This is a genomic window from Streptomyces sp. NPDC001750 (assembly GCF_042892615.1).
In the GTDB taxonomy this organism is placed as follows: domain Bacteria; phylum Actinomycetota; class Actinomycetes; order Streptomycetales; family Streptomycetaceae; genus Streptomyces.
Genome location: NZ_JBIAUE010000009.1, coordinates 20,533 through 34,937 on the forward strand (window position 1 = coordinate 20,533; position 14,405 = coordinate 34,937).

The 14,405-nt window shown below is 71.7% G+C and carries 10 protein-coding genes; 6 read left to right on the forward strand and 4 right to left on the reverse strand.

Features of this window, described 5'->3' with window-relative positions; genetic code table 11:
- Positions 1-2 precede the first annotated feature (2 nt).
- Together cofD and ACFYY6_RS16240 are read left to right on the forward strand one after the other, a co-directional pair.
- Positions 3-959, forward strand: coding sequence for a 2-phospho-L-lactate transferase (cofD, locus tag ACFYY6_RS16235; RefSeq protein ID WP_389193654.1), 957 nt, complete (start codon positions 3-5; stop codon positions 957-959).
- On the forward strand, positions 956-2,377 hold the full coding sequence (locus ACFYY6_RS16240) for a coenzyme F420-0:L-glutamate ligase (RefSeq protein WP_389193657.1): 1,422 nt from the start codon (positions 956-958) through the stop codon (positions 2,375-2,377). The genes cofD and ACFYY6_RS16240 overlap by 4 nt, the downstream gene beginning before the upstream one ends.
- Before the next feature lie 255 nt (positions 2,378-2,632).
- Here the strand turns inward: ACFYY6_RS16240 and ACFYY6_RS16245 are convergent, their stop codons facing one another.
- The 3 genes from ACFYY6_RS16245 to ACFYY6_RS16255 form a co-directional block, all read right to left on the reverse strand.
- Positions 2,633-3,631, reverse strand: a complete 999-nt coding sequence (locus tag ACFYY6_RS16245) for a DNA-3-methyladenine glycosylase 2 family protein (protein ID WP_351522823.1) — start codon at positions 3,629-3,631, stop codon at positions 2,633-2,635.
- A gap of 313 nt (positions 3,632-3,944) precedes the next feature.
- Positions 3,945-5,036, reverse strand: coding sequence for an NDP-sugar synthase (locus tag ACFYY6_RS16250; protein ID WP_351522821.1), 1,092 nt, complete (start codon positions 5,034-5,036; stop codon positions 3,945-3,947).
- Positions 5,037-5,241: 205 nt separating this feature from the next.
- Entirely contained in the window at positions 5,242-6,933 is a 1,692-nt protein-coding gene (locus ACFYY6_RS16255) for an N-acetylmuramoyl-L-alanine amidase (RefSeq protein WP_389193660.1), read from the reverse strand.
- A 138-nt stretch (positions 6,934-7,071) separates the two neighbouring features.
- On the opposite strand from ACFYY6_RS16255, the gene ACFYY6_RS16260 reads away from it, so the two are divergent.
- The 4 genes from ACFYY6_RS16260 to ACFYY6_RS16275 all read left to right on the forward strand — a co-directional run bounded on the left by ACFYY6_RS16260 (position 7,072) and on the right by ACFYY6_RS16275 (position 13,107).
- Complete coding sequence (locus tag ACFYY6_RS16260) at positions 7,072-7,824, forward strand: TIGR03089 family protein (RefSeq protein WP_389193663.1); 753 nt, start codon at positions 7,072-7,074, stop codon at positions 7,822-7,824.
- Positions 7,825-7,993: 169 nt separating this feature from the next.
- Positions 7,994-9,319 carry an LCP family protein gene (locus ACFYY6_RS16265; RefSeq protein ID WP_389193666.1) on the forward strand — a complete coding sequence of 442 codons (1,326 nt, stop codon included), beginning with the start codon at positions 7,994-7,996 and terminating at the stop codon, positions 9,317-9,319.
- 223 nt (positions 9,320-9,542) lie between these two features.
- The gene (locus ACFYY6_RS16270) at positions 9,543-11,357 is read left to right on the forward strand and encodes an LCP family protein (protein ID WP_351522813.1); all 1,815 of its coding nucleotides are present in this window, start codon (positions 9,543-9,545) and stop codon (positions 11,355-11,357) included.
- A gap of 49 nt (positions 11,358-11,406) precedes the next feature.
- Positions 11,407-13,107 carry an LCP family protein gene (locus ACFYY6_RS16275; protein ID WP_386606945.1) on the forward strand — a complete coding sequence of 567 codons (1,701 nt, stop codon included), beginning with the start codon at positions 11,407-11,409 and terminating at the stop codon, positions 13,105-13,107.
- Between the two features lie 73 nt (positions 13,108-13,180).
- Here ACFYY6_RS16275 and ACFYY6_RS16280 read toward each other — a convergent pair whose 3' ends face one another.
- The gene (locus ACFYY6_RS16280) at positions 13,181-14,194 is read right to left on the reverse strand and encodes a glycosyltransferase family 2 protein (protein ID WP_351525842.1); all 1,014 of its coding nucleotides are present in this window, start codon (positions 14,192-14,194) and stop codon (positions 13,181-13,183) included.
- Positions 14,195-14,405: the final 211 nt, after the last annotated feature.

Genomic DNA, 14,405 nt, shown 5'->3' on the forward strand with positions numbered 1-14,405 from the left:
GCATGCGCATTGTGGTTCTGGCCGGCGGTATCGGTGGTGCTCGTTTCCTGCGCGGCCTCAAACGGGCCGCGCCCGACGCGGACATCACGGTGATCGGCAACACCGGCGACGACATCCATCTGTTCGGGCTGAAGGTCTGCCCCGACCTCGACACCGTGATGTACACCCTCGGCGGCGGCATCGACGAGGAGCAGGGCTGGGGACGTGCGGACGAGAGCTTCCACGTCAAGGAGGAACTGGCGGCGTACGGGGTCGGGCCCGACTGGTTCGGCCTCGGCGACCGCGACTTCGCCACCCACATCGTCCGTACGCAGATGCTCGCAGCGGGCTATCCGCTGAGCGCCGTCACCGAGGCCCTCTGCGCGCGGTGGAAGCCGGGCGTCCGGCTGCTGCCGATGTCCGACGACCGGGTGGAGACGCATGTGGCCGTCGATCTGGACGGCGAACGCAAGGCGATCCATTTCCAGGAGTACTGGGTGAGGCTGCGCGCCTCGGTCGAGGCGCAGGCGATCGTGCCGGTCGGCGCCGAGCAGGCCGAGCCGGCACCGGGGGTGCTGGAAGCCCTCGCGGAGGCCGATGTCATCCTCTTCCCGCCGTCCAACCCCGTCGTGTCGGTGGGGACGATCCTGGCGGTGCCCGGGATCCGGGAGGCGATCGCCGAGGCCGGGGTGCCGGTCGTGGGTCTGTCCCCCATCGTCGGGGGCGCGCCCGTGCGCGGGATGGCGGACAAGGTGCTCGCCGCGGTGGGTGTCGAGTCGACGGCGGCGGCCGTGGCCGAGCACTACGGCTCCGGGCTGCTGGACGGCTGGCTCGTCGACACGGTGGACGCCGGGGCGGTCGACGCGGTGGAGGCGGCGGGCATCCGCTGCCGTTCCGTGCCGCTGATGATGACGGACGTCGACGCGGCGGCGGAGATGGCCCGGCAGGCTCTGGTGCTTGCCGAGGAGGTACGGGCATGAGCGCCGCCGGGACGGCCCGCGGCGCGGCCTTCGGCGAGGCGACCGGTGCGGGCTCCGGAATAGCGACCGGTGCGCTCCCCGCGGAGGCGACCGGTGCGGCCTTCGACGAGGCGCCCTCGTACCAGGTCCGGGCACTGCCCGGGATTCCCGAGGTGCGGGCCGGTGACGACCTGGCGAAGCTCATCGCCGCCACCGGTCCGGGGCTGGTCGACGGAGACGTCCTGCTGGTCACGTCGAAGATCGTCTCCAAGGCGGAGGGCCGGATCGTCGAGGCCGCCGACCGGGAGGCGGCGATCGACGCCGAGACGGTACGGGTGGTGGCGCGGCGGGGCACGCTGCGGATCGTCGAGAACCGGCAGGGTCTCGTCATGGCGGCGGCCGGGGTCGATGCCTCGAACACGCCCGCCGGGACGGTGCTGTTGCTGCCCGAGAACCCGGACCGCTCGGCACGCGCGATCCGGGACGGGCTGCGGGACGCCCTCGGCGTCGAGGTCGGGGTCGTCGTCACGGACACTTTCGGACGCCCCTGGCGCAGCGGGCTCACCGATGTCGCGATCGGGGCGGCCGGGGTCCGGGTGCTGGACGATCTGCGCGGCGGGACGGACACGTACGGCAATCCGCTCAGCGCGACCGTGGTCGCCACCGCCGACGAACTGGCCGCCGCCGGTGACCTGGTCAAGGGCAAGGCGTCGGGGCTGCCGGTCGCGGTGGTGCGCGGGCTCGGCCATGTCGTGGCCCCCGCGGACTCGCCGGACTCCGCGGGCGGGGCGCGGGCGCTGGTGCGCGACGCCGCCGACGACATGTTCCGTCTCGGCACCTCGGAGGCGGTGCGGGAGGCTTTGACCCTGCGGCGCACGGTGCGCGAGTTCACCGACGAACCGGTGGACCCGGGCGCGGTCCGGCGGGCCGTGGCCGCGGCGGTGACGGCGCCCGCTCCGCATCACACGACGCCGTGGCGGTTCGTGCTGCTGGAGTCCGGGGAGTCGCGGACCCGACTGCTCGACGCGATGCGGCAGGCGTGGATCGCGGACCTGCGCGGGGACGGGAAGAGCGAGGAGTCGATCGCGAAGCGGGTACGGCGGGGCGATGTGCTGCGCCGGGCGCCGTATCTGGCGGTGCCGTGCCTGGTGATGGACGGCTCCCACACCTACGGGGACGAGCGGCGGGACACCGCGGAGCGCGAGATGTTCGTGGTCGCCGCGGGGGCCGGGATCCAGAACTTCCTGGTGGCGCTGGCGGGCGAACGGCTCGGCTCGGCATGGGTGTCCTCGACGATGTTCTGCCGTGACGTGGTGCGCGAGATGCTGGACCTGCCGGAATCGTGGGATCCGCTGGGCGCGGTCGCGATCGGGCGGGCGGCGGTCACGCCCACGGCACGGGACGCACGGGATCCGGAGGCGTTCATCACGGTGCGGTGAGCGAGCGCGACGAGCGAGCCGCGGTGGACGAGCGCGATGAGCGGGCCGCGATGGGCTGCGCGCGGCTCGGTGTTCTGCCCGGCCCGGAGCCCTGCCGCACCGGCTCGGCGTTCCTGTCGTACGGCTCGGGGCTCGCGCGGGCGGTCCCCCGCCGTCTCCTGTCCGGGTGCCGGGATGTACCGAGCATCCGGATGCGCAGGGTGTCCCCGAGGGCTGTTCCGGACAGCCCTCGGCCGTCCCCGGTCCCGCGCCGCTTCACAGGCGGGCGATGTCGCCCCGGGTCATGCGCGGGGCCCGGCGGGGCGGGACGCGGCCGGAGAGCAGGATGAGGCGGGTGGCCCGGTGCCGCTGGCCCTCGTAGGGGGCGAGCAGGGCCAGCATCTCCTCGTCGTCCGCGTGCCGGTTGTCCGCCAGGGCATGGCCGACGATGCCCGGGAGGTGGAGGTCGCCGACCGTCACCGCGTCCGCCGCGCCGTTCGACCTCTGGAGGGTCTCGGCCGCGGTCCAGGGTCCGATGCCGGGCACGAGGCACAGCCGGGCCGTGGCCTCCGGGAGGTCCATGCCGGCCGCCTCCTCCAGGCGGCGGGCCACCCGCACCGCGCGCAGGATCGTGGCCGAGCGCTTCGCGTCGACGCCCGCGCGGTGCCACTCCCAGGACGGGACCAGCGACCAGGTGCGGGGGTCCGGCATGACGTACAGACCGAGGGCGGCGAACGCGGCGTCGTCCGTCGGTCCGGGCGCCGGAGTGCCGTGGGCGCGGACCAGGTAGCGCCAGGCCCGGTACGCCTCGTCCGTGGTGACCTTCTGCTCCAGCACCGAGGGGATCAGGGACTCCAGGACCAGGCCGGTGCGCAGCAGACGAAGTCCGGGGCGCCGGTGCCGGGTCATGGCGAGCAGCCGGTGGTACGGACGGAAGGCGTCCGGGTCGTCCTCCGCGCCGAGCAGGGTCGGGAGGCGGTCCAGCAGCCAGGGTGCGCCCGGCCCCCAGGCAGCCGCCTCGATCCGGCCGCCCCGGTCGGACAGGCGGAGGGTGCCGGGTCCCGTCGGCGTGCGGCCGGTCCGCCAGACCGTTCCGTCCCGGGTGATCCGGAAGGTGGGGTCGGCGGGCCCCCGGCGCAGCGGGCCGAGGACGAGGCGCAGGTCGAGCGGGCCGGGCGGGGTCCAGTCACGGGTCGGCGCGTCCTTCGCCGGGGCCGCCGCCTGGCGCGCGACGGCTGCGCGAGGGGCGGTGCGGGGGGCGAATCGTCCTGCCACGGATGAGGTCCTCGGTCGTCGGGGTGCCTGTCGAGGGTAGCGGCCCGGGCAGCGAAAGGGAGCGGGCTCGCGCCCGCCCTGCGATTCCACCTGCGGCGCCGTCGTCGGTCGCCGGTGCGTCGCATCGACTCCTCCCCGCCCTGCGATCGAAGCCGCACGACGACGTTCCTCTGGGCCACTCCCTGTGGTACCCGGGCCGTGGGCACGTCGTCCCCAGGCCGTGGGCAGCGGGAACGGGTGCCCGGCTCGGGGCACCGTCCGCCCGTTCTTCCTCTTCTTCCGTTCCCTCTGCTTCCGCTATTCGTCTGTTCCGCTATTCGTCGGACGAGAAGCGCACCGCCGCGTCCGGCAGGACCGCCCCGCACCAGACGCGCATGCCGCCCAGCAGTTCGTTGTCGGCACCGACCCGTGCCCCGTCCCCGATCACCGCGTCGTCGACCACCGTCCGGCTGCCGATCCTGGCACCGGCTCCGACCAGCGAGTCCGTGATCACCGCTCCGGGTTCGATCACCGCTCCGGCCAGCACCGCGGACCCGGTTATCCGGGCTCCCTCGCCGATCAGGGCGCCCTCGCCGACGACCGTTCCGCCGGTGAGTTTGGCGTCGGCCGCCACGGAGGCGGTCGGCAGGACGAGCCGTTCGCCACAGCGCCCGGGGACGGCCGGGGAAGGGGCGCGGCCGAGCACCAGGTCGGCGGAGCCGCGCACGAAGGCGCGCGGGGTGCCGAGGTCCAGCCAGTAGGTGGAGTCGACCATGCCCTGGAGATGGGCACCGGAGGCCAGCAGTCCGGGGAAGGTCTCGCGTTCGACGGAGACCGGGCGGCCGGCCGGGATGGTGTCGATGACCGAGCGGCGGAAGATGTACGCCCCGGCGTTGATCTGGTCGGTGACGATCTGCTCGGGCGTCTCGGGTTTCTCCAGGAACGCGGTGACCCTGCCGCTGCCGTCCGTCGGCACGAGGCCGAAGGCGCGCGGGTCCTCGACGCGGGTGAGGTGGAGCGAGACGTCCGCTCCCGAGGTGGTGTGCGTGGCGACCAGGGCCCGGATGTCGAGGCCGGTCAGGATGTCGCCGTTGAAGATGAGCACCGGTTCGTCGGGTCCCGAGGTGAGCCGGGACGCGACGTTGCGTATCGCGCCGCCGGTGCCCAGCGGTTCGCGTTCGGTGACGTACTCGATGTGGAGACCGAGCTTCGAACCGTCCCCGAAGTACGGCTCGAAGACCTCCGCCAGATACGAGGTGGCGAGCACGATGTGCTCGACCCCGGCGGCCCGGGCGCGCGCCAACTGGTGCGTCAGGAAGGGGACGCCCGCCGCCGGGACCATGGGCTTGGGGGTGCGCACCGTGAGCGGGCGCAGCCGGGTGCCCTTGCCGCCCACCAGGAGGATCGCTTCTCTTGCCTGTGTCACAGCGCTGACTCTGCTTCCTGGTGGGGCCCTGCCTCGTTCGGCTGGCCAGTGTATGCAGACCGGTTCGTACGCATCCGGCTCCGGTCCGCCCCGGTCGTGCCCGGTCGGCCCGCGAGGTCCGCGGCGGCCTTTCGGCGGCGTCCCGTCCGGGTCCCGGAGACCGTCCCGCGGCGCGTTTTCGGAAACCGTCCGGTGCCGCCCGGGGTCAGCGCCCCTGGAGACGCGCGGAGCTGGTGCGCGCCGAGCCGAGCTTCTTGTAAAGACGCGCTCCGGGGCATTCGGTTGCGAAGCCGTCCCGATGGCCCGAGATGACGTCGAGTCTGACCTTCGCGCCCTTCTTGAACTTGTTGCCGCCGCCCGAGACGAGCGTGGTCCTGCCGCTCGGATCGGCGCCGAACAGGCCGAGCTTCCACGCGGTGAGCTTGGCGACGGCGTTCACCGCGGCGGCGGACGGGTTCGTGTTGCTGAAGGTGCCGAGCACCGCGATGCCCATGCTGTTGCTGTTGAAACCGAGGGTGTGTGCTCCCAGGACCGCCTTCGTCACGCCGCCCGCCCGCCCTTCGTAGATGTTGCCGCACTTGTCGACGGCGAAGTTGTAGCCGAAGTCCCGCCAGCCGTTGCTCTTGACGTGGTACCGGTAGATGCCGCGCAGGACCGCGGGCGCCTGGGAGCACGTGTAGCCGTTGCCCGTGGCGCTGTGGTGGATGAACGCGGCCTTGACGGTCTTGGTGTACACGAAGGCGCGTTCCCTGAGCTTCTCGTCGGCTCCCCAGCCCTTGCGGGTGATGATGCGCGGGCGGGGGCCGATGTACGGCTGGGCGCCGGGCGCGCGACCGGACTCCGCCTCGCTCCGCGCCTCGGTCTCCGCCTTGTCGAGGGCGGGAAGCACGGTCCCGCCGAGCGAAGCGGCGTCGAGGGGGGTACGGCCGTCTCCGGAGCCCCAGATGCCCCATGCGTCCCGGGCGGCCCCGACTGCCTCGGCACCCGCTGCGGCCTGGGCACCGGCCGCCGCCGTGACGGACTCCGTGAGGTCCGTGAGACCCGCGAAGTTCGTGTCGTCCGCGTCCTCGGCGCTCCCGGTCGTGCCGACGGCCCCTGTGGTGCCGGTGCTTCCGGTGGTCCCGGTGTCTTCGGTGCTCCGGCCGGTCTCGGCCGGGACCCGCCGCGTCTCCCGGCCGGGGTCGACGAGTTCGAGGCGCAGGCCGGTGGGCAGGGACGCGGCTGAACCGGCCCGGTCCTGGGAGCCCTGGGGGTCACGAGCACCGTGCGGGTCGCGAGGGCCGTGCGAGTCATGAGAACCGTCGGACTCATGGCCGTCGTCGGACTCACGGGCGTCCTGCGATTCATGAGTGCCATGGGCGTCATGAGTGCCGTGCCGATGGGAGTCCGGGCCCCCCGGGCGGACGCGCACCGCGACACCGTCCGAGTCGCCGACCCAGAGCGGGGCGGTGGAGCCGCGGACACCGCCGGACCCGCGCTCGGCGCTCCCGGGATCGGCGGCGTGCTCGGCGTTGTGCGTCTCCAGGTCCTGCCAGTCGGACCAGCGGCCGGTGCCCCGGGCGCGGGTACGGACCTGGACGGTCCCGTGCAGTTCGGTGTCCGGGTCGTCCCATACAACGCCGACCAGCGAGAACGGGCGGACCGTGCGCTCGGTGAGCCCCTGTCCGGCGGCCCCGACGGACCGGGTGGGGTCGTCGGTGGCCGGGCCGGAGGGGTCCGCCAGGGGCACCATCGCCAGGGACTGCGTCGACCCCGGCGCCCCGAAGGGCCCGGCGGACTCGGCGGACTCGGCGGGGGCGGAGTCGGTGTCGGGGGCGGCACTCGCGGGCCCGGCCGAGGGCAGCACGAGCACCGCCGCACAGGTGACGCCGATCGAGGATGCAAGAAAGGCACGCATGCGAACAATCCTGGGCATAATCTGACAACTCCGTCCACCGGTGCGCTCCCCCGCACTTGACGGCCCGTCTGCCGAACCGGTGTACCCGCTTCCCGTCCGCCCGCCCTCGGCGCCCCGCGGCCGCGTACCCTTGCGCGGATGAACGCCACCGACCGCACCCCCGCCGACCTGCTGCGTTCCGCGCTCGCCACGGACCCGGCCCGCCCCTTGGTCACCTTCTACGACGACGCCACCGGAGAACGGGTGGAACTGTCGGTGGCCACCTTCGCCAATTGGGTGGCCAAGACCGCCAACCTGCTGCAGGGCGACCTCGCCGCCGAGCCCGGTGACCGGCTCGCGCTGCTGCTGCCCGCGCACTGGCAGTCGGCGGTGTGGCTGCTCGCCTGCTCCTCGGTCGGCGTCATCGCCGACGTGCAGGGCGACCCGGCCGACGCCGAGCTCGTCGTCAGCGGCCCGGACGCGCTGGAGGCCGCGCGTGCCTGCTCCGGCGAGCGGGTCGCGCTGGCGCTGCGCCCGCTGGGCGGCAGGTTCCCGCAGACCCCCGAGGGGTTCGCGGACTACGCGGTCGAGGTGCCGGGCCAGGGCGACCGGTTCGCCCCGTTCGCGCCCGTGGACCCGGACGCCCCCGCGCTGGCGGTGGGCGGCACCGAGCTGACGGCGTCGGAGTTGGTGGCGCGGGCCCGCGAGGACGCCGCCGGGCTCGGCCTGACCGCGGGGTCGCGGCTGCTGACCGGGCGCCCGTACGACAGCTGGGAGGGACTGAGCGCGGGGCTGTTCGCACCGCTGGCCGCGGGTGGCTCCGTGGTCCTGTGCCGCCACCTGGAGCAGTTGGGCGAGGACGGCCTGGCCAAGCGCGTCGAGAGCGAGCGGGTCACCAACACCGTGGTATGACAAGAGCCCTGATAGTCACTCATCCGGCCCATACCGGGCCGAGTCCTCAGGACTGCTCGTCAACTCCGGTACATGATCGGCGATACCGACCACCCGGGACACAACCAAGCGTGAGGTTCAGCCGTCTACTCCTGCAACCGGCGGCCCAGCGCGCCGCCGACCGTGAAGGATGGACGCAGACGTGAGCGAAAGCGCCGACCCGCCGGGCGACTCCGACGGCCCGGGGGCAGGCCGGAAGGACGGCCCGGCCGCGGGCCGAAACTCCGAGGGCCCCGGGGCGGACGGCGGCAGGGCGGGCGCGGACGACGGCGGACCGGTGGCAGACCCCGACGCGCCGCGCGGACGCCACTGGCCGCGCTGGGCCGCGCTCGGCGCCGCGCTCGTCGTCCTGGCCGCCGCGGGCGTCGGCTCGTGGCTGTACCGGAAGCTCGACGCCAACATCAAAACGGACACCTCGGCCGCCGCCGAGCTGCGCGTGTACGAGCGGGAGCGGCCCGCCACCGTGGTGCGCGACGCGGAGAACATCCTGCTCATCGGCTCCGACACCCGGGCCGGCGACAACCGCGCGTACGGCCGTGACGACGGCGGCAGCCAGCGCTCGGACACCACGATCCTGCTCCATCTGGCCGCGGACCGGGAGAGTGTCACCGCGATCTCCCTGCCGCGCGACCTGATGGTGGAGATCCCGGTCTGTCACAGACCGGGCGGCGCGGCCACGAAGAAGCAGTTCGCCCAGTTCAACTGGGCCTACCAGTTCGGCGGCACCGCCTGCACGATCCGCACGGTCGAGAAGCTGACCGGCATCCGGATCGACCACCAGATGGTCGTCGACTTCAACGGGTTCAAGGACATGGTCGACGCCGTCGGCGGGGTCGAGGTGTGCCTGAAGAAACCGGTCGACGACCCCGACGCGCGTCTGAAACTCCCCGCCGGGCGCCAGAACCTCGACGGCGAGCAGGCGCTGGGGTACGTACGGGCCCGCAAGTCCATCGGCAACGGCAGCGACACCGAGCGGATGGACCGCCAGCAGCAGTTCCTGGGCGCACTGGTGAACAAGGTGCAGAGCGACGGCGTCCTGCTCAATCCGACCCGCCTGTACCCGGTGCTGGACGCGGCCACGAAGTCGCTGACCACGGACCCGGGACTGGACAGTCTCGCAGACCTGTACGACCTGGTGCGCGAACTGCGCGACGTACCGACCGACGGGGTGCAGTTCCTGACCGTGCCCCGGCAGCCGTACGGACCCGACCCGAACCGGGACGAACTCATCCAGCCCGATGCGAAACGGCTCTTCGACCGGCTGCGCGCGGACGCCCCGGTCACCGTGGTCCCCACGGACCAGATCGAGCGTGACGACCGGAAGAACCTCAACGGTGACAACCGGAAGAACAGCGGGAAAAACAATGCCTCTGCCGATACTCCGGGCGCCGCGAGCCCGAACCCCACCCCCACCTATTCGGGCAACAACGCGGCGGTGGACCCGTGTCGGCGGTAAAGCAATTCCCAAGCAGAAGCCGGTGATCGGCGTGTAATGACCAGAATGACCAGTTGTAAGGACCGTGGAATTTGTCACGCACGTCGCTCGACGCCGAACTGGGCCGATAGTGTGACGCGATCCGGTGCTTCCGGCCGTCAGGCCGCGCACTTCTGGAGCGAAAGATCGGGCGCCCGACCGGGGCAGGCGCCTCGCGTGGCACCGACGGAGGACTCAAACAACCGTGGATGCGCAAAGCCGTGGGCGGGCGGATGAATTCGACCCCGCAGACCAGTGGGTACTCAACCCGAACACCGGCGATTACGAACTGCGACTGAACAATTCCGGAGGGGATTCGGCCGCCGCTTCCCAGGCGCCGGGACCGCGCGTCCCCCGTCGCAGAGAAGCGGAAGACGTTCGTGACACCGGCGGCCGGCGCGAGGAATCGGCGCGCGGCGGCGAGCGCGGGGAATCGGTCCGTGACGGGCAGCGGCGCGGCTCCTCCACGCGCCACGAGGTACCCGAACAGCGTGGTCGCCGTTCGACGGGCGGCGCGCGTGGCAAGGGGGGTTCCGGCCAAGCCGAGGCGGCGGGCCGGCGCAGCCGCAAGGCGCCCAAGGCACGCCGCAAGAAGGCCCTGCTGTGGACGGGCGGCACGATGGCGTTCGTGCTGGTCGGCCTGTCGGTGGGCGGGTACGCGCTGTACCAGCACTTCAACGGCAACCTGAACACGGTCGACGTGGGCGGGGCCGGCAACAAGAACGTCTTCGACAACGACGCCCCGATCAACATCCTGATCATCGGTACCGACAAGCGCACCGGTAAGGGCAACGAGGGCTACGGCGACAAGGGCAGCGTGGGCCACGCAGACACCAACATCCTCTTCCACGTCTCCGAGGACCGCACCAACGCGACGGCGCTCAGCATCCCGCGCGACATGATCACCGACATCCCGGACTGCACGACCAAGCAGCCGGACGGCTCGGAGAAGGTCATCCCGGGCACGCCGAACGTCCGCTTCAACCAGAGCCTCGGCCAGGAGGGCCGCAACCCCGGCTGCACCATGGAGACGGTCAGGGAGATCACCGGCCTGAAGGTCGACCACTTCATGATGGTCGACTTCAACGCGGTGAAGGAGCTGTCCACGGCGGTCGGCGGGGTCGAGATCTGCCTGGCCAAGCCGGTCAAGGACCCGGACTCGCACCTGGACCTGCCGGCCGGTGAGCACCGCATCCAGGGCGAGGACGCCCTGGCGTTCGTACGGACCCGGCACAGCTTCGGCAACCATGGCGACCTGGACCGGATCAAGATCCAGCAGCAGTTCATCGCCTCGATGATCCGGCAGATGCAGTCGGACGACACCCTGACCAGCCCGACCAAGCTGTACAAGCTCGCGGACGCCGCGACCAAGGCGCTCACCGTCGACACCGGCATCGGCACGGGGACGAAGCTGGCCTCGCTGGCCCAGGAGCTCAGCAAGGTCAACACCAAGAACATCACCTTCACCACGGTGCCGGTGCTCGACAACCCGGCCGAGAAGATCAAGGCCACCGTCATACTGAACGAGGCCAAGGCCGAACCGCTGTTCGCCATGATGCGCGACGACACCTCGCTGACCGAGGTGAAGTCGAAGAACAAGGCCGCGAAGAGCAAGCAGGACGCGCTCCTCAAGGGGCCCAGGGCGAACGCGGCCGACGTACGCGTCGACGTGTACAACGGCGGCGAAATCGGCGGCGCCGCCCAGCAGACCGTCGTCTGGCTGCAGAACAACAAGGGCGTGCTCAAGTCCACCAACAAGGCCAACGCCCCGGCGAAGACCTCGAAGACGACGCTGGAGTACGCGCCGAACCAGGCGGACCAGGCCCGTGCCCTCGCCGACATGATGGGCCTGCCCTCCTCCGCGATGAAGCAAGGCACCACGGACGCCGAGGGGCTTCAGGCGATGGTCCTGACCCTGGGCGCCGATTTCAAGGGCGCGGGCATTCCCATAGCGGCACCGGCGAAGGCGCCGGAAGGTGTCCAGCAGGCCAACGCCGCCAAGGCAGAATGCGCCAAGTGACACCGGGTCACCGCGCCACACCACGAGTCTGAACAGCAGGGGGGTCCCGGTGGGACGGAGCAGCACACCCGGTGGGGAGACGCGACCACGCGTCCGCGACGCGGGCCAACTCGGCTGGAACGAGGGCCTCTACGAGGACGCGCCGGAGGAGCCGAAACAAGGGCCGGGCCAGGGCCCCGGCGCCCGGCAGCGCGCGCCCGAGGGCGCCGGTCACCGGGGCGGCGGGGCGAAGCGGCGCGGCGGCAAGGGCAAGGGCCGGAACAAGAAGGGCAAGCGCCGGGTACTGCGCTGGAGCGCCACGGTGCTCGCGGTGCTCATACTCGGCGGCGCGGGCGCCGGATACTTCTACTACGAGCATCTCAACGGGAACCTCAAGAAGGAGGACCTGACGCTCGGCGACAAGAAGATGGCCGACCACAAGGCCAACGCCGCCGGGCAGACCCCGTTGAACATCCTGCTCATCGGCTCGGACGCGCGGGACTCCAAGAAGAACCAGAAGCTCGGCGGGGCCAAGAACACCTTCGGCGCCCCGCCCCTCGCGGACGTGCAGATGCTGGTCCATCTCTCCGCGGACCGCAGCAACATGTCGGTGATCAGCATGCCGCGCGACACCCTGCTGAAGATCCCGAAGTGCACCGACCCGAAGTCGGGGAAGGTCTACCCCGCCTCCACCCGCCTGGAGATGACCAACGAGACGCTCGACCGCGGTGGCCCCGGCTGCACCGTGGCCACCTGGTACGAGCTCACCGGCATCACCATCGACCACTTCATGATGATCGACTTCGCGGGTGTGGTCTCGATGGCCGACGCGATAGGCGGCGTCCCGGTCTGCGTCAAGGGCAACGTCTACTCCCACACGAGCACCGGCAAGGGCTCCGGACTCAAGCTGGAGAAGGGCACCACCAAAATCAAGGGGAAGCAGGCCCTTCAGTGGCTGCGCACCCGCTACGGCTTCGAGGACGGCACGGACCTCGGCCGTACCCACGCCCAGCACATGTACATGAACTCGATGGTCCGTGAGCTGCGCAAGGGCACCAAGCTCACCGATCCCGGCAAGCTGATGGACCTCGCCGACGCGGCGATCGACGCGCTGACCGTCGACAAGGGCATCGACACGGTCAAGAAGCTGTACGACCTGGCGGAGGAGTTCAAGAGCATACCCACCGACCGGATCACCATGACGACGATGCCGAACGTGTACGGCACGGGCGTGAACCGGGAACGGGTGCTCCCGAAGCCCGGCGACGCCGACCAGCTCTTCCAGATGGTCCGCGACGACGTCCCGCTGGACGGCAAGGCGTCCAAGCGCAAGGCCCCGGTCGCCAAGGAGCCCACGGCGCCCGTCGCCGAGATCCCGGTCACCGTCCGCAACGGGACGCGCACCGACACCCAGTACCCGGCCAGGGGCCGCGCCTCGGCGGTCCAGAAGCTGCTGACGGACAAGGGCTTCACCTCGACCACCGTCGACTCGCAGAACACGCAGGCCGCAGCCCGGACCGGGGTGCTCTTCCCCAGCGTGGACATGGAGGGCAACGCCCAGGCCGTCGCCAAGGCGCTCGGCATCCCACTGGCCTCGGTGAAGCGATCGACCGATGTCACGGGCATCACGCTGACCGTGGGGGCCGACTGGCGCGACGACAAGGAGTACGCCGCGCCCGCCGCGAAGGAGAAGACCCCGGAGAGCGCCCGCGCCCTGAACGGCGAGGACGAGGGGGCCTGCATGGACATCCAGCCGGGCTTCGGCTGGTAGCGGAAGAAGACCGTCGGGGCCTTGTGCCCTCCGGCGAGCCGGAGGGCACAAGGCCCCGACGAGCTGTGCGGCGCTACGCGGCGACGGCCGGGCGGCGGCTGGCGATGACCTTCTTCGCCAGCGAACGCGGGCTGGTCAGGAAGCCGTACCCCCACGACATGTGCATGGTCGCCAGCGCCACCGGGATCCGGACCCGCGCCTTCAGCGGCAGACCCTTGCCCGCCGGCACGGACCCGGCGACGATCGCGGCGACGTACCCGGCGGGAACGACGAAGGCCCACGGGGTGACGGCCACACCGGCCACGATGCCCGCGGCGATCGCGCAGACGGCGGTGGGCGGCGCCAGGTAGCGCAGGTTGATCGAGCCGGAGTGGAAGCGGGCGACGACGTGCCGCCAGCGGCCGTAGTCCTTGTACTGCTTGGCGAGCGCCCGGACCGAGGGCCGGGGCCGGTACTGCACCTTCAGCTCGGGCGAGAACCAGATCAGGCCGCCCGACTCGCGGATGCGGAAGTTCAGCTCCCAGTCCTGGGCGCGGATGAACTCCACGTTGTAGCCGCCCGCCTTCTCCAGCGCCTCGCGGCGGAAGACCCCGAGGTACACGGTCTCGGCCGGGCCGGCCTGACCCCCGGTGTGGAAGGCCGCGTTGCCGACGCCGATCCTCGACGTCATGGCCGCGGCGACCGCGTCCTCCCAGGCGTTCTCGCCCTCGGCGTGCATGATGCCGCCGACGTTCTGCGCGCCCGTCTCCTCCAGCAGCCGGACGGCCGTCGCGATGTAGTTCGGCGACAGCATCCCGTGACCGTCGACCCGTACGACCACGGGGTGGCTGGACGCCTCGATCGCGGCGTTCAGGGCGGCCGGGGTGCGGCCGGACGGGTTCGGAACGGTGTGGACCCGGGGGTCCTCACGCACCAGCTCCGCGGCGATCTCGTCCGTCCGGTCGGTGGAGGGGCCCAACGCGATCACCACCTCCATCTCACCGGCGTACTCCTGCTCCAGGATGTGCCGGACGGAGTTCCTGAGATGACGTTCCTCATTGAGCACCGGCATGATCACGGAGACGGCGGGGTGCTGCGCGGCAGACATGGTGGTCCTCGGGTGGGCGGGTGGTCCTCGGGGGCGCGAGGGGTTCGCACCCCATCAGGCAACGGTATTCGGCCGCCACGTTACCGCTAATGGGGGACACGGACGCGCGCCACCGGGTCGCTTCGCGGGCAGTCGATCATATGGGCCTACTGTGCGAACGGTCCCCCTCGCACCGCGGAGGTCCCCCCGTGCCCACGCCGCACCCCTCCCC